The sequence below is a fragment of the Euzebyella marina genome (genome assembly GCF_014855515.1).
GTDB classification, from domain to species: Bacteria; Bacteroidota; Bacteroidia; order Flavobacteriales; family Flavobacteriaceae; genus Euzebyella; species Euzebyella marina.
In genome coordinates this window covers 1,208,032-1,230,070 of sequence record NZ_JACYFK010000001.1, presented here as the reverse complement: position 1 = coordinate 1,230,070, position 22,039 = coordinate 1,208,032, and the positions used below count along the sequence as shown (strand labels likewise).

General features: G+C 40.1%; 22 protein-coding genes. 12 read left to right on the top strand and 10 right to left on the bottom strand.

The genetic code is table 11. From position 1 onward, the window contains the following. Window positions 1–3 precede the first annotated feature (3 nt). Window positions 4–483: an acyl-CoA thioesterase gene (locus IL356_RS04930; RefSeq protein WP_121850525.1), complete on the bottom strand. Its 480-nt coding sequence runs from the start codon at window positions 481–483 to the stop codon at window positions 4–6. Window positions 484–879: 396 nt separating this feature from the next. Continuing rightward, entirely contained in the window at window positions 880–1,965 is a 1,086-nt protein-coding gene (locus tag IL356_RS04925) for a Gfo/Idh/MocA family protein (RefSeq protein ID WP_192466531.1), read from the bottom strand. A 149-nt stretch (window positions 1,966–2,114) separates the two neighbouring features. Here IL356_RS04925 and IL356_RS04920 point away from each other — a divergent pair, with 149 nt between their 5' ends. Beyond that, a complete protein-coding gene (locus IL356_RS04920) occupies window positions 2,115–3,089 on the top strand; it encodes an NAD(P)H-dependent flavin oxidoreductase (protein ID WP_121850526.1) in 975 nt (324 codons plus the stop codon). Window positions 3,090–3,107: 18 nt separating this feature from the next. Here the strand turns inward: IL356_RS04920 and IL356_RS04915 are convergent, their stop codons facing one another. Then, window positions 3,108–4,760: an FAD-dependent oxidoreductase gene (locus tag IL356_RS04915; protein WP_121850527.1), complete on the bottom strand. Its 1,653-nt coding sequence runs from the start codon at window positions 4,758–4,760 to the stop codon at window positions 3,108–3,110. 148 nt (window positions 4,761–4,908) lie between these two features. Here IL356_RS04915 and IL356_RS04910 point away from each other — a divergent pair, with 148 nt between their 5' ends. The 3 genes from IL356_RS04910 to IL356_RS04900 all read left to right on the top strand — a co-directional run bounded on the left by IL356_RS04910 (window position 4,909) and on the right by IL356_RS04900 (window position 6,701). Next, entirely contained in the window at window positions 4,909–5,871 is a 963-nt protein-coding gene (locus tag IL356_RS04910) for a YheT family hydrolase (protein ID WP_121850528.1), read from the top strand. A gap of 43 nt (window positions 5,872–5,914) precedes the next feature. Next, window positions 5,915–6,400, top strand: coding sequence for a c-type cytochrome (locus IL356_RS04905; RefSeq protein WP_121846932.1), 486 nt, complete (start codon window positions 5,915–5,917; stop codon window positions 6,398–6,400). Window positions 6,401–6,554: 154 nt separating this feature from the next. Beyond that, window positions 6,555–6,701, top strand: coding sequence for a hypothetical protein (locus IL356_RS04900; RefSeq protein WP_162987764.1), 147 nt, complete (start codon window positions 6,555–6,557; stop codon window positions 6,699–6,701). Window positions 6,702–6,716: 15 nt separating this feature from the next. Here the strand turns inward: IL356_RS04900 and IL356_RS04895 are convergent, their stop codons facing one another. After that, the gene (locus IL356_RS04895; protein WP_121846933.1) at window positions 6,717–8,300 is read right to left on the bottom strand and encodes a SulP family inorganic anion transporter; all 1,584 of its coding nucleotides are present in this window, start codon (window positions 8,298–8,300) and stop codon (window positions 6,717–6,719) included. A gap of 94 nt (window positions 8,301–8,394) precedes the next feature. Then, a complete protein-coding gene (locus IL356_RS04890; protein ID WP_121846934.1) occupies window positions 8,395–9,369 on the bottom strand; it encodes a phytanoyl-CoA dioxygenase family protein in 975 nt (324 codons plus the stop codon). Window positions 9,370–9,536: 167 nt separating this feature from the next. Here IL356_RS04890 and IL356_RS04885 point away from each other — a divergent pair, with 167 nt between their 5' ends. Further along, window positions 9,537–10,388 (top strand): AraC family transcriptional regulator, encoded by an 852-nt coding sequence (locus IL356_RS04885; RefSeq protein WP_121846935.1) that lies wholly within the window; start codon window positions 9,537–9,539, stop codon window positions 10,386–10,388. Window positions 10,389–10,476: 88 nt separating this feature from the next. Beyond that, window positions 10,477–10,995 carry a DUF421 domain-containing protein gene (locus tag IL356_RS04880; protein ID WP_121846936.1) on the top strand — a complete coding sequence of 173 codons (519 nt, stop codon included), beginning with the start codon at window positions 10,477–10,479 and terminating at the stop codon, window positions 10,993–10,995. Between the two features lie 65 nt (window positions 10,996–11,060). Here IL356_RS04880 and IL356_RS04875 read toward each other — a convergent pair whose 3' ends face one another. Further along, the gene (locus IL356_RS04875; RefSeq protein ID WP_121850530.1) at window positions 11,061–11,972 is read right to left on the bottom strand and encodes a nicotinic acid mononucleotide adenyltransferase; all 912 of its coding nucleotides are present in this window, start codon (window positions 11,970–11,972) and stop codon (window positions 11,061–11,063) included. 145 nt (window positions 11,973–12,117) lie between these two features. On the opposite strand from IL356_RS04875, the gene IL356_RS04870 reads away from it, so the two are divergent. Next, the gene (locus tag IL356_RS04870; protein WP_121846937.1) at window positions 12,118–13,119 is read left to right on the top strand and encodes an NAD(P)H-dependent glycerol-3-phosphate dehydrogenase; all 1,002 of its coding nucleotides are present in this window, start codon (window positions 12,118–12,120) and stop codon (window positions 13,117–13,119) included. A 5-nt stretch (window positions 13,120–13,124) separates the two neighbouring features. Here the strand turns inward: IL356_RS04870 and IL356_RS04865 are convergent, their stop codons facing one another. From IL356_RS04865 to IL356_RS04850, 4 genes are all read right to left on the bottom strand, one after another. After that, the gene (locus IL356_RS04865) at window positions 13,125–14,792 is read right to left on the bottom strand and encodes a glycerol-3-phosphate dehydrogenase/oxidase (RefSeq protein WP_121850531.1); all 1,668 of its coding nucleotides are present in this window, start codon (window positions 14,790–14,792) and stop codon (window positions 13,125–13,127) included. 16 nt (window positions 14,793–14,808) lie between these two features. Next, window positions 14,809–16,290, bottom strand: a complete 1,482-nt coding sequence (gene glpK / locus IL356_RS04860; RefSeq protein WP_121850532.1) for a glycerol kinase GlpK — start codon at window positions 16,288–16,290, stop codon at window positions 14,809–14,811. A gap of 216 nt (window positions 16,291–16,506) precedes the next feature. After that, the gene (locus IL356_RS04855; RefSeq protein ID WP_121846938.1) at window positions 16,507–16,806 is read right to left on the bottom strand and encodes an antibiotic biosynthesis monooxygenase family protein; all 300 of its coding nucleotides are present in this window, start codon (window positions 16,804–16,806) and stop codon (window positions 16,507–16,509) included. Between the two features lie 21 nt (window positions 16,807–16,827). Further along, window positions 16,828–17,184, bottom strand: coding sequence for a hypothetical protein (locus IL356_RS04850; RefSeq protein WP_121846939.1), 357 nt, complete (start codon window positions 17,182–17,184; stop codon window positions 16,828–16,830). A 101-nt stretch (window positions 17,185–17,285) separates the two neighbouring features. Here IL356_RS04850 and IL356_RS04845 point away from each other — a divergent pair, with 101 nt between their 5' ends. The 5 genes from IL356_RS04845 (at window position 17,286) to IL356_RS04825 (ending at window position 22,014) form a co-directional block, all read left to right on the top strand. After that, on the top strand, window positions 17,286–17,816 hold the full coding sequence (locus IL356_RS04845) for a CvpA family protein (RefSeq protein WP_121846940.1): 531 nt from the start codon (window positions 17,286–17,288) through the stop codon (window positions 17,814–17,816). A gap of 22 nt (window positions 17,817–17,838) precedes the next feature. Further along, window positions 17,839–18,885: an acyltransferase family protein gene (locus IL356_RS04840; protein WP_121846941.1), complete on the top strand. Its 1,047-nt coding sequence runs from the start codon at window positions 17,839–17,841 to the stop codon at window positions 18,883–18,885. A 318-nt stretch (window positions 18,886–19,203) separates the two neighbouring features. Then, window positions 19,204–19,608 (top strand): CAP domain-containing protein, encoded by a 405-nt coding sequence (locus IL356_RS04835; protein WP_225621387.1) that lies wholly within the window; start codon window positions 19,204–19,206, stop codon window positions 19,606–19,608. Window positions 19,609–19,778: 170 nt separating this feature from the next. Continuing rightward, entirely contained in the window at window positions 19,779–20,318 is a 540-nt protein-coding gene (locus tag IL356_RS04830; protein WP_121846943.1) for a 3-hydroxyanthranilate 3,4-dioxygenase, read from the top strand. 82 nt (window positions 20,319–20,400) lie between these two features. Next, a complete protein-coding gene (locus IL356_RS04825) occupies window positions 20,401–22,014 on the top strand; it encodes a CHASE domain-containing protein (RefSeq protein WP_121846944.1) in 1,614 nt (537 codons plus the stop codon). The last annotated feature ends 25 nt before the right edge of the window (window positions 22,015–22,039 follow it).

The window sequence follows — 22,039 nt, the reverse complement described above, 5'->3', positions numbered from 1 at the left end:
GTTTTAGATGCTAATATCTTTTGGCACCTTCGCAAATCTTCGAGTATCTTCTTTGGTCAACACACGAAAACCCTCTCCCTTTTCAACCCCGCTGAACGATACCAGAAAATTATTGGTAAGACCGGTCAATTTTCGCGTGTTTAAATCCATCCAAGCGCCCATCATTTCGCAATGTGCAAAATGCTCGCCTTTGTGATTATAGAAATTATGGTGAAATTCAAAGAATTTAGCGTCTTCGCTCATTCCCATGATTTCCATAGAAACCTTAATAGGCCTACCCGGAAAAGCCTCTTTAAAGTAGTACATATGCTCGTAGAAAACCACCGGACCTATCTGTTGTGAAGCCAATGTCTTTTGGTCAAATCCAAGCTCGAACAAAAATGCCATTCGGGTATGGCTCATATAGTTTAAATAGGCTGAATTGGCTAAATGTCTATTGGCGTCTAAATCGCTCCATCTAATTTCAAATTCTTTCAAGTACATAGGAATCGTGGTTTTTGTTATGCATGCATAGGAATAGTAAAAATACTATTTTTTTAACCCCTAGCCGAAGCTATTCGAGGAATGTATTTAATTAAGAATTCGGAGAATAGTTTGTGGTATGAAACTTTCGACTTGAAAACCTGTATATTGATATCAAAGCATTGGGCAACGCCTACAATTGGTCTTTCCTTTCTTCTTGTACTTTTTGCAGCATTTCTTTTTTTTCTTTAAAACACTACATTCTGCACGAAAAGAATTATCTAAAAAAAAGGGGGTTATGAAAACTGCTGTCGTCATTTCTTTTAGCAACTCAAAATCATCGCAAAATTACGCAAACAATCGAATAAATCTGAGTGCTTTAGCACTTATCATAAAGCCTTTACACAAATTATATTCTCAAAGGGTGACCGGGCTTCCTTTTTGAGCCGATTTGTTAATAGCTTCAACAATGGCAATATCTTTTAACCCCTCTTCGCCAGGCACCATCATGGGGCGGTTATTGATGATTGACAATGCGTCATCATCCATTTGGCGCGCCTGTTGATTTTCTATATAAGTATTCAAAAGTGTACCGTCGCTAGCTTTACCCTTGACTCCGGTATATGATTGAAAGGGTTCTAATTGATACCATCCCTTCTCACATTCGGCCCTTAAAATATTAACGCTTTCGGCCGCTGAAGTTTTGCCGCTACCGGTTAAGCCTCCTCCGAAATCTAGATTAAAGGTAGTAATCTCTTCCACCTCTTTAAATAGCTCCGGCCTATTGTTCTCATGTTGACCTGTTACCGATATAGGTTCTTTTCCCGTAATATAGCGCAACCCATTGATGGCATAAACCCCTACGTCATAAATTAGCCCACCGCCCAGTTCTTTATCCATTCGCCAGGTATTGCCAGGGTTTGCAATATTGAACCCCACATCGCCCCGAACCTTTTTTATTTGACCATAAGGTTTTGTATCGGCCCATTTTATAACAGTTTGCGTATTAGGTTCATGTTGCATGCGATAGCCAATGGCCAATTTTACCTTATTCTTTTCGCATGCCTTCATCATAGCCTCACATTCGGCAACGGTCTTTGCCATTGGCTTTTCACTCCAAACGTGTTTACCGGTTTGGGCCGCCTTAATGGCGTATTCAGCATGAAGACCTGTAGGTAGCACTATATAAATTACATCGATGTCATCATTATTGGCAATGGCATGCATGGTTTCATAATTGTACACATTTTTGTCGGGTATACCATGTCTCTTTTGCCAAACAGGTATCTTCTCCGGGCTACCTGTCACTATGCCTCTTAACTCACAATGTTTCGTCAATTGCAGTGCCGGCGCCAAAAGATTTTCGCTATAATTTCCTAAGCCTACCAAACATATACCCAGCTTATCTTTTTGATAACGGGGCTTAAAACTTAGATGAGGTAGAATACTTAGCCCTCCCAACAAAAGGCCGGTATCCTTCAAAAACTTTCTGCGATTGTTCATGTAAGTAATGTTTAGAAGCTGATCATTACAAGTTAACCAAATTATGAACGGCTTAATCACTTTTAACTTCCCATTTTTATATAATTGCTAAATACAAGAATTGAGTGTAGATTTATGGTCGACTCGAATTAACTTAAATCCGATCCATCATGTCAAACAAACCTGCCTTTATCAAAGATTTGGATCTGCCGGCCATTGCCGCCCCCATGTTTCTGATTTCTGGACCTCAATTGGTCATCGAATGCTGTAAAAATGGAATTGTGGGCACCTTTCCCGCTTTAAACCAAAGAACAAGTGAAGGTTTTGAAGAATGGCTGATAGAAATAATGACCGAATTGGAAGCTTTTGAAAAAAAGACCGGTAAAAAACCGGCCCCTTTCGGTGTCAACCTAATTGTTCATAATACCAATCCTAGGTTGGAAGCGGATATTAAACTGTGCATTAAACACAAAGTACCGATTGTGATTACTTCACTCGGAGCCGTATCGATGGTGGTCGATGCGATTCACAGTTATGGCGGACTCGTATTTCACGACATTATTAAAAAAAGACATGCGGAAAAAGCACAGGAAGCCGGAGTTGACGGACTCATTTTGGTAGCCGCCGGTGCAGGAGGTCACGCCGGAACCATCAACCCAATGACCTTGGTTTCGGAAATAAAAAAATTCTTTCACAAAACAATCATTCTTTCAGGATGTATCAGCACTGGGCGTGATATTGCGTCGACATTGCAAATGGGTGCCGACATGGCCTATATGGGTACCAGGTTCATCAATACCGAGGAAAGTGGAGCCAATGATGAATATCGACATATGATTGAGGATGCCGGGTCGAGCGATGTGGTGTATACAGCTGCCATTTCAGGTGTTCATGCCAACTTTTTGGGCCAAAGCCTAAAAGCGGCCGGTCTATCTGATGAAGACCTTAAAAAAGATACCAAAATAGATTTTGGCAAAGAGCTGAATACCGAAGCAAAAGCCTGGAAAACAATTTGGTCAGCTGGTCAAGGTTCGGCATTAATAGACAATACCCTTCCGGTGAAAGACTTAGTTGCCCAATTGAAATCTGAATTTAAACAAGCGATTGAAGAGCAGGCCAAATGGTTAGAAACCTATCCGAAATAGGATGATTACAACTAGCGGTTAAACGGCCACCTCTCGCTGCCGAAGTTCAGACAAGAATTGATGCACTTGACTGACGGCCATAGAACCCTCTCCTACAGCAGAGGCCACCCGCTTTACGGATCCCTTTCTAACATCGCCGACGGCAAAAAAACCAGGGATGCTCGTTTCTAGCGATTGCGGTTTTCTAGTTGAATAAATATCGCACATGTAAAGATCTTTTCGTTCGATACCTGGGCCCGTACAAATGAAACCCCTTTCATCAGTGGCTACAATACCTTCAAGCCACTCTGTGCATGGCTTGGCGCCAATAAACGTGAATAGGTTTGTCATGTTCATTTTAGACTTTTCGCCACCGGTATACTTTAGAGTTACTTCCTCTAAATGATGGGTTCCCTTTAGTTCTGCCACTTGGCAGTTCAGTTGAACATGTATTTTTGAGGAAGCGTTTATTCGCTGAACCAAGTAATCGCTCATTTTAGATCCCAAATCGTCCCCTCGTAAAATAATATGCACCTCATCAGCGTAATCGGCCAGAAAAAGAGCGGCTTGCCCGGCCGAATTCCCTCCACCTACCACGCCGACAATTTCATCTTTGCACGAAGAGGTATTCATTCCGGTAGCGGAGTAATAGACACCACTACCCTCAAACTTTACAATATTCTCTAAATCGAGTTGCCTATAGTTCGCACCTGTAGCAGCAATTATAGATTTGGTCTTTATTACCTTGCCATTGGTGGCGCAGAGTATAAAATGATTTCCGGTATGCTCAATACTTTCTGCCCTATGAGGAATGGAAATGTTACAACCGAACTTTTGTGCCTGTAGGTAAGCCTTATTGGCGAGGTCTCTACCTGATATACCTGTGGGGAAACCCAAGTAATTTTCAATTTTCGAACTCTTGCCCGCCTGCCCTCCCGGGGCATTGCTATCAATAGTTACTACACTGAGCCCCTCAGAAGAGGCATAAACACTTGCTGCCAAGCCAGCTGGGCCAGCACCGATTACCAATAAATCGAAGATTTTATCCTCAAAATCCATCAGAACCCCAGAAAATCGGGCCACTTGATCAAGGGTAGGTTTCATGTGCAGGTGGCCCCCATGGCAAATCATCAACGGCAGGTCTTTATCACCAAGCGCAAAGTTTTTGAGTAGGTCACGAGCCTCTTCCGATTCGTCTACATTCAAAAAATTATACCAGATATAATTCTTGTCCATAAAATCACGAATGGCATAAGCTTCTTTCGAATTTCCTGACCCCACCAATTTGAGTCCGCCTACATATTCACTCAAAATTGCGTCTTGTCTCTGAAGAAATGTATTAAGAAGAATATCGCTTAAACTACTATGCTTGGCTATCGCCTCTTTTAAGCGATCTGGGCTCACTCGAATTAGCTCAGAACCCTCTTTGGCTATACCTTTGAATTGCGAGCCTCTTTCTGAGAGTATGCCGCTATCGCCCGAAAACTCTTGACTTTGGTGATGGGCAATAATTTTTTGACCGTAGGAAGGGTCGATAATATCTATTTCTCCCTGAAGCACTACAAAGAAGTCATATTTAAGTTGGCCAATGTCAAAAAGAATGGTTTCTTCATTAAAGCACTCGATAGTTCCGTACTCCTTTAAAATATTGATGTGCCCTTGTGGTAATTGAGGAAATCTTGGATCGTTCATGTTTTCTATTTACCTTACTATAGTATCGTTTGACAGATATTTTTTTGATGCAATTGTCATCCTTAAATTTACAACAACTTTCAAAATCAATTTATAGGTCAGAGTTTCGAATTCTGCACCTATTCCCTTACAGAAATAATCATCTACAATGCCCCTACTTGAATCAGATTACAGCCCCATTTTGCCCTTCAAAAATGGGCATGTGTCAACAATTTATTCGGGTCTTTTCAGAAAAGTGGCAGGATTGCAGCAAACAAGAGAGCGATTGGAATTGAGTGACGGTGATTTTCTTGATTTAGATTGGAGTTTCTCTGTGTCTAGCACTAAAAAGGTGATACTACTTTTACACGGGTTGGAAGGAAACGGGCAACGACCTTACATCACAGGGTCAGCACAAGTTTTCAATGAAACAAATTATGATGCCTGTGCCGTAAATTTTAGGGGTTGCAGCGGCGAGACCAATAGACTATTCCGTTCTTATCACAGTGGTGCCACAGAAGATCTGGAAGAAATCGTTCAGCACATTCTGAGGCTCAAAAAATACGATGAAATCTATATTAAAGGGGTAAGCCTAGGTGGTAATTTGGCACTGAAATATATTGGTGAACCTCGAAGTCTGCCCAAAGAAATTAAAGCCGTGATAGGCATATCGGTACCTTGTAACCTTTCTAGTTCACTGACCGAACTATTGAAAGCCAAGAATTTTGCCTATTCACAACGATTTAAGAAGCATCTGGTAGCCAAACTTCGCTTAAAAGAACCTCTGTTTCCTGAGCGACTGACCAAAAAAGATATCGCTCGCATTAAAAACCTTAAAGATTTTGATGACATCTATACAAGTCGCGCGCACGGTTTCAAAAATGCAATGCATTATTATGAGAAATGCAGTTGCCTGCAATTCTTGCCAAACGTTCAAATACCTACCCTGATCATCAATGCCCAGAACGACTCTTTTCTTGGACCTGAGTGTTTTCCAATAAAAGAGGCCAAAGACAACAAGAATATTTACTTAGAAATACCAAAATTTGGAGGACATGTAGGTTTTTGGGATTATGGTAATCGATATCACAATGAAAAAAGAGCAATAAAGTTCATAGAAGAAGGGCTTTAAAGATGGGTAATCACTATATTAGTGCCCATAAATTTTGTTACCAATGAAAAAAATACTTGTTGTACTTGCCCTAGGAGCGCTTGTAGTTGGCTGTGGCGAGAAAAAGAAGGAAGAAAAGAAAGAAGGTTTTGAAATGAACCGCACCAAAACCGAAGAAAAAACTACAGAAGCCCAATCAGAAGGTGTTCCTGTTGATATGGACAATGAGGGAGTCGGCCCGTTTAAAGATATCTCTTTTGACGGTGAAATCGATGCTGAGTTGGCAGCTGCCGGTGAAGCCAAATTCAACGCTGTCTGTACTGCTTGCCATATGGCAGAGCAGCGAATGATAGGCCCCGCCTTAAAAGGTGTTTATGAAAGAAGAAACCCAGCTTGGGTAATGAACATGATCAGTGGTCCTGATAAAATGTTGAAAGAAGACCCGATTGCTAAAGCTTTGTTGAAAGAGTACAACAATGCTATAATGCTCAATCAAAATCTATCTGAAGACGAGGTAAGGGCGGTAGCCGAATACCTAAGAACCTTCTAAGAGGATTTTATCTTATACCAAAACCGGGCTTCAAATGAAGCCCGGTTTTTTTTTGCCCAATATGAGGTATTTGTTTTTTAACAAAATTTTATCAATTGCTTAGATAGGTCTTCGTCTATATAAACAAAGACATTCATCAATTAATCTAGGCGACATGAAAGAAGATCTACTACTGCTCAATGAGCATAATTTACCCGAGAGAATTCTCAATAGAAAACGCTCATACATATCATTAAGGTATTGGATAGGATGGGCAGGCGGATATACCGATTCAAAAAAAGAAGAGGATAATGAAAGATAAAATCGACTTTGGCACTTAATTGCCTATTTGGTCGGAAACTACCTTGTAGGTAGGGTCTTCCAATACATTTACATCGATAATATCTTCTGCATTCTTCAACAACCTCACACAATCTTTACTTAGGTGCCTTAAATGTACTTTTTTTCCCACCTTGGCATAGCGCTCGGTAATTTTATTCAAAGCTTCTATACCAGACATATCGGCCACCCGGCTTTCCTTAAAATCGATTATGACCTCATCGGGGTCGTTAAGCACATCAAATTTCTCTGAAAACAAGGTTGTGGAACCAAAAAATAGCGGTCCGTAAATTTCGTAATGTTTTACTCCATTCTCATCTACACGCTTGCGTGCTCTAATTCTCTTGGCATTTTCCCAAGAATAAGCCAATGCAGAAATGATGACCCCTAATAATACGGCTACGGCCAAATTGTGGGTAATTGCCGTAATAAGTGTTACCAGAACCATGACTACCACATCTGATTTTGGCATTTTACCGAAAGTCTTAAAACTGGCCCATTCAAAAGTACCGATAGCCACCATAAACATCAGGCCCACTAAAGCCGCCATTGGTAAACGTTCAATTAAACTTGAACCGAACATTATGAAGACCAAAAGCATAACGGCTGCAGTTATGCCCGACAACCTTGCCCTCGCCCCGGAAGAAGTATTGATCAAACTTTGACCTATCATGGCACAACCTCCCATACCGGAAAGGAAGCCCGAGAATATATTGGCCGTACCTTGGGCCACGCACTCTTTGTTGCTCCTACCCCGTGTTTCAGTAATTTCATCAACAATGTTCAGGGTAAGCAAACTTTCAATAAGTCCGACCCCAGCCACTATAGCAGCATAAGGAAATATAATTTTCAGAGTCTCCAGCGTAAAAGGAATTTGAGGGATGGAAAGCGGAGGAAACCCACCACTAATACTCTCGCCTTCAGACATCGTATCGGCCACGGTAACGGTATCGATTCCAAAGCCTATTACAATCGCAGACACCACCAAAATAGCCAATAAAGAGGAGGGTATGGCCTTTGTCAGCTTTGGAAAACCCCAAATGATCAGCATCGTCAACAATGTAAGCCCCAACATCATATAAAATGATGATCCTTCCAACAATTGATCCGTACCTTTTTGATAAAAGTTCGGAAACTGAGCCATGAAAATAATTATGGCCAACCCGTTTACGAACCCGAACATCACCGGATGGGGAACCAAGCGAATAAATTTTCCCAAACGTAGAACACCGGCCAGAATTTGCAAAATACCTGCAATAATGACGGTAGCGAATGTATATTGAAGTATACCTTCCGGACCGATTTCAGGAAAAGTTCGTTTTAATTCAAGAATCAGGCCTACGAAAATTACTGCCACTGCTCCTGTTGCTCCGGAAATCATACCTGGTCTACCCCCAAGAATGGAGGTTATAAAACAAAGAACAAAGGCCGCATACAAACCTGTTAGCGGTGAAAAGCCTGGTATCAAGGCAAAAGCAATTGCCTCAGGCACCAATGCAAGCGCCACCGTGAGTCCTGAAAGGATTTCGGTCTTATAATCTACTTTTTGCTTAAAATCGAAAAGGTTGAAATACTTCTTCATGGTCGGTTTTGAGCGTGCAAAAATAGACCAAAATAAGCTATTGACCTAGTTATAGCTATCAATTATACAATATCACCTCAACAGAACAAATTGTCTACCAGCTTCTTAGACCTAACAGTTTTTGTCCTAATTCACTTAGTTCGGCCGTTTCATATTTGGTCTGTTCCCAATTTCTTGGATCCCCAGGAAAGGCATAACCTTCTGGTGCAATTCTATTTTTCCATGAGTTGACCCGCCAATTTTTCATTTCAACATTGTCTTCTTCTGCGGGCATCATTGAAATATATTGTGCAATTCTAACCTTGTTCTTCGAATTGTTAGGCCGTATGCCATGAGGTTGGGTACTATTGAATATCAAGAGGTCACCTGCTTCCATTTTCACTTTGACCAATTCATCTTCTAAACCGGTAATATCAGGTTGAAAGTGGTCGCGGTCTTCGGGCTGCGTCAGCTTCCAACTATCATAATTGCGATAAAGCCATGGTATGCACTGAAAACCACCCATATTTTCATCGGTCTGATCGGCTAGCGCCAATACGCCCTGAACGTTTTGAGGTCTTGTTTCCGGGTCATAGTCCCAATGGATAAATCCTTTTTTCTTAACCCCTTCCGGTAGAGGAAAATTCAAATTGGCCCTATCAATGGTTACCCATAGATGCTCCGTTCCCCATATATCGACAAAGGCATCGTAGACCCGTTTGGTTTGCCGGTTATTCCATAAGTGCTGATGATTATATACCTCTACCATACCAGTACCGGTCAGTTCTTTCATTTTCATTTCTGCACGGGGTGCTTGATACCACGTTTCAGGATTGTTGGGGTCTTTTTCATCAAATTCCCAAATAAAATCTGCCGTGGCCTGAGCCTGCTCCTTCGATATGGCATTCTTGACAACTATATAACCGTTCTCAATCCAAAATCGCCAATCCTCTTCGCTCAGCACTCTCAATGGTTGACCATTAGAGCGGTCGTTTAATTTTACTTTACTCGTGGTTGCCGTGGAAGGATTACCGGGTATCTCTTGGTGTGCCTTGTTGGCCATTTCAAGCTTTTCATCAATGTTTTTCATGACGCCTATATTTAGAATTTCTAGAGATAAAACTACTCTACAAGAAAATGGAAAACTACCTTGATATTGATATAGATTTGAACAATATTGATATTTATGATGATTTATAGATGAAATACTAATAATTTAGTGAAACCTTTATGAAGTGTTTTAATCTAGAGTAAACTTTGAAAGTTCAATTAGAGACCATAAAACCTGAGTCGGACAGCCCTTTTCGTTTGCTGCACGACCCTAAGCTCAATCATTTGTTCTATTGGCATTTTCATCCGGAATATGAATTGGTCTATATAGAAGGGGCCACTGCCACCAGACACGTCGGCAACCATATTTCAACTTATACCGAAAGTGATTTGGTTCTCATCGGTTCTGGCATTCCGCATTTAAACTTTGATTACGGGGTTAAAACAGAATATCGCAAGGAAGTGTTGCATATAAAACCTTCATTCAAAGATAGTTTTATAGCCCCACTTCCAGAATTGAAGAACCTCAACCGCCTTATGGACTTGGCAAAGTACGGTATAGCCTTTCACGGAAAGACCAAAACAGAAATAGGTGCATTGATGAGGCAACTCTATCAGTTGCACCCCTACGATTTCTTTATGCAAGTCTTGAATATATTGAAGCAACTTTCTGGCAGTAACGAGTTCGAGGTTCTACACAAAAAACCATATATCAACACCTATAGCAGTAAAGAGCAATCTCGAATTAGGGAAATTTATGCTTTTGTCGATAAGCATTACCAAGACCATATCTCGATAGGTGAGGTCGCCGATATTTGCAATCTGAGCAAACCTGCCTTCTGCCGATATTTCAAAAAGGCTACCAACAGTACATTTATCAACTTCTTGAACCAATACCGTATAAGTCAGGCCAAACGTTTATTATTAATTGGCAAAAACGTGAGCGAGACTTGTTTTGAGTGCGGTTTTGAAAGTCTTTCATATTTCAACCGAACCTTTAAAAAAATAACGGGCGAAAACCCATCAGATTTTAAAAAGAGAATGAAAATGCGGTTATAATCTTTAGAGACAGTAATTTATCTTCTACCGTTTATTGAAAAAAGTAAATAGTTTATGTTTTAAACATGTCAATGAAAAATCAAGAACTATGTTTTCAATAACTCTCTCTACCATCTTAAAAATCGCTCTTGCCGGTATCTTGATCTATATGTATATCATTTTTATAACCCGATTGGCCGGCAAACGAACCTTCGCCAAAATGAGCAGTTTTGACTTTGCCATCACTATAGCCATGGGCTCAATATTGGCGAATGCGGTCAACCAACCTTCAAAAAGTTTCATGAGCGCAGTGGTTGCCCTGGCAATTCTAGCATGCCTTCAGGTGCTTTTTGCCAAACTGGTCAGTTCTTCGCAGGCTTTGGAAAACATCGCCACCAATTCTCCCGTACTTCTTATGAAAGATGGCGAGATTATAGAAAATAACCTTAAAAAATGTTTGGTCAGCAAATCTGACCTTATGGCAAAACTACGAGAAGCCAACGTCTTGCAACTTTCAGAAGTGAAAGCTGTAGTTTTCGAAACTACCGGAGATATCTCGGTATTGCATTCATCGGACAAACAAACTATCGACTCGGAGATTTTGGAACAGGTAAAATCATCGCACTAAAACAAAACCGCCCCAAATCAAGTGAAATGGAGCGGTCTCTAACTAAATAACCAACCAAAAAAATCTTATTTACTATCTCTACTTCTTTCGACCTTCATTAAAGGATTAGAAGTTTTAATTCTTTTTTTATCGGTACTACCTGTGCTTGATTTCAAGTATTGCCTGTATCCCCTTCCTCTAAACTTATAGACCGTTCTGCTAGAAGGATGATACAGTTCGATAGTACTATCATTAATAACGTATAGTTCAAAGTAATCATTGCTCGATGAATGGTAGGCCAGTGTTAAAGTTTTGAGCATTTCATCGTTTTGTATGTCATACACCTGATATTCGCCTTCAAAATCCCATTGTAACCTATTAATGGCCGTTCCGGGCTCATCAATCGAAGACCTAAAAAATTCAGGTTCGAAGTTTAAGAAATTCTCATTGTCGAAATCATTAAGAGTACCTCTTTCGCTGGTGTATACTTTTTCCCAAGCATCATACTCCTGCAAAAAATAATTGAGGTTATCGTAAAAGACGAAGTCAAAATCAAAATTGTTCAATTGGTAACCATCTAGAAAGTAAGAAGTATCGGTATAGCCATCATATATTTCCACCGTATTACCATCGATGACAAATACATCTAAAATATAATGGCCGTCTAAATCGTGGTTAACCTCAATAGAACTATTACTCCCATTATAGTAACCTACATCGACCCCCAATCCATCTCCTGTTCTACCAATACCCACAATATTGTTATTGGCAATTAGCTTACCATTGATAAAGGACACCGTGAACGCTCTTTGCAAAAAGGGTATCTCACCATTACCTTGAGTTGCATTGATATCTACGTACCAAAGGTCATATGATCCCAATACCGCTTCAGCATTTACAGAAGGCTCTTGTATATAATCGTCTTCAACTATAACCTCTGTATAACAAGAGGTGGCCAACAGGCCAAACATTAGTAGCGTAAATAGTTTTGTTTTCATATTCATAGCATTAGAATTCAACAGATTAAAAACAACCACCGTGCCAAAACTTTTAACTTTTTGATAATCAAAGAATAAGGATGCGATTTTTTATTTCACTAGTTTTGTTTCAGGAAAAACAAACATGATTTTAGCCTAAGATTAAATGAACAAAGCTTTGAAATTTGCCGTATTGGGCGGGGGAAGTTGGGCAACGGCCATTGTTAAAATGCTCTGCGACAATCAAGAAGAGGTGGTATGGTACATGAGAAATACCGATGCTATTGGATTCATTAAAATTCAAAAACACAACCCCAATTATCTTACCTCGGTCACTTTCAACACAGAAAAATTGCACCTAACTGACGATATCAATGAGGCCGTCTCAAAAGCTGACATTTTAATTTTTGCCATTCCTTCGGCCTTTTTACATACCGAACTTCAAAAACTAACCAGTTCTATAAAAGAGAAAATAGTGTTTTCCGCTATAAAGGGTATCGTACCGGAGACGGGATTGATTGTTGGCGAACATTTTCATGAAACCTATGACATTCCTTTTAAGAACATAGGTGTTATCACGGGTCCTTGCCATGCTGAAGAGGTAGCCATGGAGCGTCTATCTTACCTTACTATTGCCTGTGCCGATACTTCAAAGGCGAAGTTCGTAGCCAAAAACCTGAGCAGTAGCTATATTAAAACAAAGGTGACCAAAGACATCATAGGCACCGAGTATGCCGCCATGCTTAAGAATATCTATGCCATTGCCGCCGGTATTGCACACGGGTTGGGTTACGGAGATAATTTTCAGAGCGTACTTATGAGCAATGCGATTCGTGAAATGAAACGCTATACCAAAAGCATTCATAAAATCGACCGTAATATTAACGATTCTGCCTACTTAGGCGATTTACTCGTTACAGGGTATTCCACTTTTAGTCGTAACCGTATGTTCGGAAATATGATTGGTAAAGGCTATACCGTTAAAAGTGCCCAAATGGAAATGAACATGGTAGCCGAAGGCTACTATGCGGCCAAAAGCGCTTATGAACTGAAGGGCAAATTTGAAAAAAAGGTAAAGACCCCCATTATCAATGCAGTTTATAAGGTACTTTATGAGGGTAAAAATGCTAAAAAGGTCTTTTTGGCATTGACCGATAAGTTGGATTGATTTAATTAGGACCGCTCCAATGAAAAGTTAGAATGATCTTCTAATTCACTTAACATCGTATCTCGCCATAAAGAGATTTTACCGTCATTGATATCGAAGTATTTTTTGAATTCTTCTAAAATAGGCTCCAAAAGATTCCGAACACTATCGATATCAAAATACAAACGCCCCGTTCGTCTTATAAAGAAATCCATTGGGTTCTGAACCATCTCATATTCGATGCAGAACCGTAATTCCGCCTTGGCCATACCCAATTGGGGGTTGTCATCTTTCTGCTCTTTATAATATTCTAAGATTTTTTCTGTCTGCTTGCCGTAATTGGTGACCAAAAACCAAGCATCATGCTCACTGAACCCCTTTTTTTCAATACGTTCAAAAACCTCTTTGATATACTTCTTTACATGTTTGTATTTCTTGAAATCGGTATTGCCGCACAAAGCAATTTTATCAGTAAAACATTCTTTCAACTGCGTGTCGTGCTCCTCTTCCATTTTTTTGGCGATGCGATTTACTACTCGCTCGGCCATTTTGCGATAGCCGGTAAGTTTACCTCCCGCTATACTGATAAGTCCGGTATCGGATGTAAAGATTTCATCTTTTCTTGATAACTCAGATGCCGATTTACCTTCTTCATGAATCAAAGGACGTAACCCTGCCCAAGAAGAAATAATATCTTCCATTTCAAGATTGATTTTTGGAAACATATTGTTCACCGCGGAAATTAAATAAATAGCATCGGCCAAATCGGTGCGTACATTGTCTTTATCCTTATTATAATTGGTATCGGTAGTACCTATATAGGTGATTTTGCCGCGAGGTATGGCAAACATCATTCGCCCATCGGGAATATCAAAATACACCGATTGTTTTACTGGCAGTTTTTCATGTGGAAACACCAAGTGAACACCTTTCGTCAAATGGAGCTGCTTGCCCTTCTTAGAATTATTCTTGCTTCTAAGTTCATCTACCCAAGGCCCCGCCGCGCTGATAACATATTTCGATTTTATATCGTATGTTTTGCCGTTTATAACGTCTTTCACTTTGACCCCGGCCACCTTGTCTTTTTTATAAACGAAATCTTCTACAGCCGTGTAATTGATGGCCCTAGCACCAAAAAGCAGGCTTGTTTTTATGTTCTCGATGGTCAATCGGGCATCATCGGTACGATACTCTGCATAATAACCGGCTCCTTTTAAAATCTTTTTGGGAAGTAAAGGCTCTAGCTTAAGCGCCTCTTTTTTCTCTAGCATCTTTCGCTTATCATCACCTGAAACTTCGGCCAGTATATCATAGACTTTAAGCCCAATCGAAGTAAGCCATTTACCGTACGAGCCATTTTCTATCAAAGGAAGCAACATCTTTTCAGGTATAACCAGGTGTGGCGCCAACTTATGAACTATAGCTCTCTCGGAACCCACCTCTTTGACCAACCAAAAATCGAATTGCTTAAGATAGCGCAAACCCCCGTGAATCAATTTCGTTGATTTACTACTGGTACCCGAAGCAAAATCTCCCTTTTCAACAAGCGCCACTTTGAGTCCGCGTGAAGAAGCATCCAAAGCGATGCCCGCACCTGTGATTCCACCACCTATTACGACGAGGTCATATTTTTCTTTTGATATTTTTTCTGCGGTTCTTGACCTATCTAGATTTGAAAACTTGATGTTCTTCATGAAGTACGCTTGGTGTTTATTGCTCTTCCCAACCTTTGGTTCGTTCAACGGCCTTTTGCCATTTTTTATAAAGTCTCTTTCTTTTTACCCGATCAAAATTAGGCTTAAAAATTCGGTTCATAGGTCTATTTTGATCCACATCGTCCTGTTTCCATAACCCAACTTGTATACCTGCCAAAAAAGCGGCACCCATGGCTGTCGATTCTATAACCTCAGGTCTGTGAACCTCCGAATCTAAAATATCGGCTTGAAATTGCATTAGATAATTGTTTGCACAGGCACCCCCATCTACACGAAGATTTTTTAGTTGTATGCCCGAATCGTCTTCCATCGCCTTTAAAATATCTTTGGTCTGGTAGGCCAACGATTCCAAAGTGGCTTTTGCCAAGTGTGCCTTTCCGGTATCTCTGGTGAGTCCAAAAATGGCTCCTCTGGCATACATATCCCAATAGGGGGCACCAAGACCTGCAAAGGCCGGCACTACATAAACGGGGTTTTCTTCTTCCACACTCTCAGCCAAAGGTTCGGTTTCCTTGGCATCTTTAATAAGTTCGAGTCCGTCGCGCAACCACTGAATGGCGGCACCAGCAATAAAAATACTTCCCTCAAGTGCATAGTTCACCTTACCATCTAAACCGTAGGCAATGGTTGTCAATAAGCCATTTTTTGAAAATTGGGGCTTTTCCCCAGTATTCATAAGCATAAAACAACCGGTACCATAAGTGTTCTTTGCCGTTCCTTTTTTAAAACAAGCTTGGCCAAACAAAGCGGCTTGCTGATCACCCGCAATACCGGCTATCGGTATTTTTGTTCCTTTAAGGTCATAATCACCAAAATGATGTGCTGAAGGCATTACTTCGGGCAACATCAACTTGGGGATGCCCAAAGCTTTTAAAAGTTTATCATCCCACTTTAACTCAACGATATCATATATCATGGTTCGAGATGCATTGGTATAATCCGTCACATGCTTTTCTCTTCCGGTCATATTCCAAACCAGCCAAGTGTCAACGGTACCCATTAGCAAATCGCCATTCTCAGCTTTCTTTTTGGCACCTTCAACATTGTCAAGGATCCATTTGACCTTCGTACCAGAAAAATAGGAATCAATAACGAGCCCAGTAGTTTTCTTTACATGCTCGGTCAAACCGGTATTCTTCAAGTGTTCGCAAATATCGGCCGTTCTCTTGTCTTGCCAGACTATGGCATTGTAAACAGGCTCGCCGGTAGTCTTATCCCAGACCATGGTAGTTTCCCTTTGGTTGGTAATACCAATGGCAGCAATATCTTTGGGGTCTACTTTTTCTTCATCCACCAATTGCTCTAATACGGCCATTTGGGTATCCCAAATTTCAATGGGATCATGTTCTACCCAGCCCGATTTCGGAAAAATCTGTTTGAACTCTTTTTGGACCATTCCTTTGATTTGGCCAGTTTCATCGACAAGTAAAGCCCTAGAACTCGTGGTTCCTTGGTCAAGTGAGATAATATATTTCATGTATAAGTTGAGTAAGTTGTACCGGTTATTTCTTCTCGAAGGAAACCTGAAATAAGAGATAAGCTTTGGAAAAGCATATAACCGACCCTGATTATGGTTAAATATAGAGTTTAAACCATGCAATTCAAAGTACAAAGTATAGCAGTACGGCTTGGTAACGAAAAATTCACAAAGACGACAATGAGGACAAATTTAGATACAACAATATAAAACGTACTATCGGCTGTATTCGCGCTCTACCCTGCAGATTCTAACGCGATACCATTGGTACCAGTCTTTAATTCCCCTTGCTTGAGCCTTTTGGTGATCAAGGTTGACTTTCCAAGCCGCGATTGATTCTAAATCTTTCCAATAACTAACCGTGATTCCTATTTCGTCTCTAGCGCTTTCAACATCTAAAAAACCTGGCTGTTCTCTTGCCAAATCGACCATCTTTTGGGCCATTTCTGCATAACCTTCATCATCGGGCTTTTTTAATGAAGTAAAGATGACCGCGTAATAAGTACCTTCTTTCATCCGAATCGAAATAGTTTGTAGTTAGGTGATATACTCTTTCTCTATAAAGTAGTCTACCAACGCCTCTTTCATGAGAACTGATTGCTCACCGGATTTCAGTAGGGGCAATTCTTCTTTCACCTTATAATGTGGCCAACCCTCTTCGTCAAAAAAATCGAACTCATAGTAACCATAGGGCTCAAGCAGCCGACAGATGGCAATATGCATCAAATCAAGTTTGGCGTCCTTTTTGAATTTACGGTGGTATTGACCCAACTCTTGCAGACCTACCAAGTAAATAATCGCATCTAGCTCAAGAGCGTCTCCATCTGAAAATTGCGACGATAATTTCTCTACCAGCACATCCCACCTTTCTTTTAACCTAATATCTCTCGACATAATAGACTTCTCTTAGTAAGGGCAAAAGCCCTCGTTGCTATTGCGATAATGAGGTGCAAAGGTACAAATCAAAACACTATTTTTGTGAAAATTCAGTGCTCATGGGCTTTCTAGACATTATATTCGGTCTGCTACTTCTTTGGGGTCTTTATAAGGGAGTTAAAAACGGACTTTTTATAGAACTTGCGTCTATTGTTGCCCTAGTTGCAGGCATTTATGGTGCTATTCACTTTTCATATTATGCCGGAGATTATCTATCGGAGAACATGAAATGGGAAGAACGTTACATCAACATTACTGCATTTGTCATAACGTTTTTGGCCATTGTTTTTGTCGTACATCTTGCTGCCCGACTATTAACTAAAATCGCCGCATTTGCAATGTTAGGGTGGCTGAACCGTATTGCAGGCGGAATTTTCGGTGTGGTTAAAATCGCCGTTATATTGGGTGCGCTGATCATATTTTTTGAAAGGGTCAACGAAACAGCGGGAATGGAAAAAAACGAAAAGGTCGAACAATCGGTTCTATATGAACCCATAAAAAAGATAGGTGCCTTTATATTTGCCAAAGTACTTCGCGCGCCCAAATATCAAATCAGTCCTCAAGAAGACAATCCAGAAATTGTAATCTGACACCAAAAACTTCCCCCAATTTATGTTCTTAAATTCGCTCAACACTTATCGTGGCATCGCCATATTGCTGATTGTTTCGGCGCATTGCTATTCGATAGCCGACGTGAAAGTTGACTCTTTCAGCGAAGCACTCTTTGCGAACTTAACGGCCGGAAGCACCTTTCATTTTATTTTCATTTCTGGCTTTTTATTTCATCACATTTTCGTTTTAAAAGATAGAACGACTACTTTCTTACCAAATAAGATAAAGAGGTTATTGATTCCTTATACAGTATTATCAATAGTTCCGATACTGCTGAAATTAAGCACAGAACCCGATTTTTGGAATACCTACTTTCCTTTGCAAGAGGATACTTTCTTAAATAATTATGTGATTCCTATTTGCTTATATTATGTTACGGGAGCCCACTTGGTAGCCTACTGGTACATACCTTTTGCAATGTGTTTGTTTTTAATGTATCCGCTACATATAAGATTTATCAACTGGCCGATCAAACTTCAGTTTTCGGTTTTCGGCATATTATTTTTAATCGCCTTGTTCGTTCATAGACCGGTAGACGAACTAAACGTATTTCAGTCTCTTGTTTATTTTACACCAACCTATTTAATGGGTATTCTCTGCTCACTTTACAAAGAGAGGGTGTATTATATATTTCTTAAAAAGGAATTATATCTCTTACTCTTAGCATTAGGTATAGCAGCTTTTCAAGCGTTCATCGGCCGCTACGACAACTATCAAAAACCGATGTTCGATTATGATGGCCTTGACCTAGTTCTATTACAAAAGACTTTTCTCTGTATTTTCTTTATGGTTTTTCTACATCGTTTTGAATCTTTCAACAATAAGTTGCTCGTTCTTTTGGCCTCTACCAGTTTTGCTATATACTTTATACACGGTTATGTGCTACAGGGTTTGTTTCAATTCAAGCGAATATTTAATTATACTAGTGATTACCCTTGGGCAACTTACTTTTTGGCTTGGTTCTTATTAGTGGGGGTAAGCATGGCTCTGGCTATCATCCTAAAAAAAGCAATGCCTAAATACTCTAAATATATTAGTGGCTATTAGACCGCCTAGTAATTTCCAGTGGCACATTGAAAAAATGAAAATAGATAGTTTTTAATAGGCTAAAACCTACAGCCGTTTAACATATGGCTGCAATTCATCGAAAAGGAAGACTTTTTATCTCTACCGACGACTAAATTTTCGATATTCGCTTATCGATATTCCCCTATCGATTTTTTGAGAACACGAGAACACCCCATTTCTCAGACCTACCTTAGAGAACATACCTACTTACAAATAGAACACTATATGAAAATGACAAGGCATTATTTTGCCCTCGTTTTATTTGTATGCACATTGGCGTCTTGCACAAAGGAGTCAATGGAAACAGCAAATATTGTTGAGGCCGAGAACATTCCGGAAATAGAACAAGAATTACTTGAAGTTGTTAATCAACACAGGCTCTCTTTAGGCCAAAACTCTTTAGAATTCAGCTCGGTAGCCTATCTTTTGGCCAATGAGCACACCGATTACATGATGACAGTCGGATCTTTAAACCATGATAATTTCAGTAAACGCGCTTCTACGATATCAACTGAGGTTGATGCAGAGTTTGTGGCTGAAAATGTTGCTAAAGATTACCTAAACGCTTCGGAAGCATTCTCAGGCTGGTTGACCAGTTCCAGTCATAAAAAGACTATGGAAGGAGAGTTTACCCATACCGCTGTAAGTGTAAAAAGAAATGAAGAGGGCAATTTGTTCTATACACAAATCTTCTTCCGATAAACGTACGGTGCGACCCTAGAAAACTATGCGTATGAACTAGTGGCATACATTTTATACCTTTGAAACCTAAAGGTATTTATCATTTTTAATTAACCGTGCGTTGAACTTTCGCAAAGTTGTAGTACGTTTAGGTGGTAGTTACCAAATTATTAACCTTTAGTATTACAAATATGGCGGTACAACCCCCCTTTAACCTTTCAAAGTGGATCGATGAAAACCGAGACTCTTTAAAGCCACCAGTTGGCAACAAGAACTTATACAAAGATGCCGGTGACTACATAGTCATGATAGTTGCAGGGCCCAATGCCCGCAAAGACTACCATTACAATGAAACCGAAGAACTCTTTTTTCAGTTAGAGGGAAATATCGAAGTTCACATTCAAGACGAAGGTAGAAAGAAAACTATGAAGTTGGGGCCTGGCGACATGTATCTTCACCCAGCAAAAATTCCGCATTCTCCAGTAAGAAAAGAAGGAAGCATTGGTCTGGTCGTTGAACGAAAAAGAGCGGATATGAATGTTGACGACGGTCTTTTATGGTTCTGCGACAATTGCAACCATAAATTGTACGAGGCCTATTTCACATTAAACGATATTGAGAAAGATTTCTTAGGTCATTTTAAACACTTCTATAGCTCGGAAGAACTTAGAACATGTGATAATTGTGGCACCGTTATGCCAGTAGACAGTCGATTTGTTGCAGACGAATAAGTGTTTATCGGCCAAACAATGTCTTTATTCGTAGATAACCTAGACATTCAGAAAAAGTACTTTAAAACCCCCAAGTAATTCTATGTCAAGGTTTCAAATCTTCAAATACTTTTCCGTTCTTTTAATAGGGGCGTCTATTTCGTTATTTGTTTTCTTTTCGATTAACAATCGATATATAAGCAATCAAAAAGATTTGGTAGATAATGCCATTTCTAGGGCTTTGATCAAAATAGATGACGAATTGAACAAAATTACGCTGGTAATGGAGTCGATGGGCTTCTTTTTCGAAAACCATGATGACGTGCCCCAAGAGCTTTTTGAACGGTTTACGAGTCCTTATTTAAGTGAATTGCGAAGTATCGGCGCCTTAGAGTGGGCCCCTCGTATTTTGGAAAGCGAAGCAAATTCTGAGGATTTGGAAGTGCCTAAAATCACCCAAACCGATTCATCAGGAAATTTTATTACCGCCCAATCGCGAAAGGTACATTTTCCCATCGCATTAATAAATCCGCTAGAGCCACTTAAAGATGCCGTTGGTTTTGACAATTATTCCGAAGAAATTAGAAAAGAAGCTATTGACCAAGCTATTGAGTCAAAGAAAACAGTTCTAAGCGCGCCCATAGAATTGGTACTCAAAAACAATGGGTTTCGGGGCTTTTTGGCCCTAAAATCAGTTTTTAATTCGGAAACGGCTGAAGTAAAAGGTGTTGTAGCCGCAATTTATCGGATGGATATTTTCTTAAGACGTACCCTAAAGAATGAATTGGCCATCATCGACTTGGCAATTACAGACTCTTTGGCGCAAGACAATCTTCTTTATACCAATCGAGAACCTCTTTCTTTAGAGAATCGAACAAACGAGAGCACGTTTAAACATATAAAGGCAGGCAACCGGGTTTGGAATATTGAGTTCTCTCCGAAAAGCAAACATTATAATTTTCCACATGTATTAGAATCATACTTGGTCTTGATCTTAGGCTTGCTGACAACAGGCCTTCTTATTTACGCCATTAAGGTAAGCGATGAACATAATGACAGATTAGAGGCAAGGGTAATACTGAGAACCAGCGAACTGGAGGCCTCGAACAAATTGAAAGAAAATCTGTTGCGCGAAATTCATCACCGAGTCAAAAACAATCTTCAAATAACCTCAAGCCTTATGAACATGCAGAAAAGAAGGCTTTCGAGCAAAGAAGCGATTACGGCACTTTCTGATAGTCAGGCCAGAATATCGGCCATTGCGCTTACACATCAGAAAATTTATCAAGATAAAGATTCAAAGGCGGTCAACCTTAACGATTACCTTATCGACCTGATGGAATATCAAAAGAAAATCTCTCCCTTTTTCACGTATAAAATCGATTGCCCCTTGATTACGGTAGACCTCGACCGTGCAGTACCTTTGGCATTGATCATTTCTGAGCTGGTCACCAATGCGGTGAAACATGCCTATCCTGATAATACCAAGTATAACGAGCTTAAAATAGATGTTACCCGTTTAGATGATGAATCGGTTTTACTTTGTATCAAAGACAACGGTAAGGGGCTTCCTGAAAATTTTGATTTAGATAAAGCAGAGGGCATCGGTTTTGAAATCATACGTGCCCTTTGCAGACAGATTTCGGCTCAACTGAACTACGAATCAGCTGAAAACGGGACCCAATTCGACCTTATTTTCATGAACCAAAGTGAATAATTAAGTGTCATTGGCGATGCTTTTT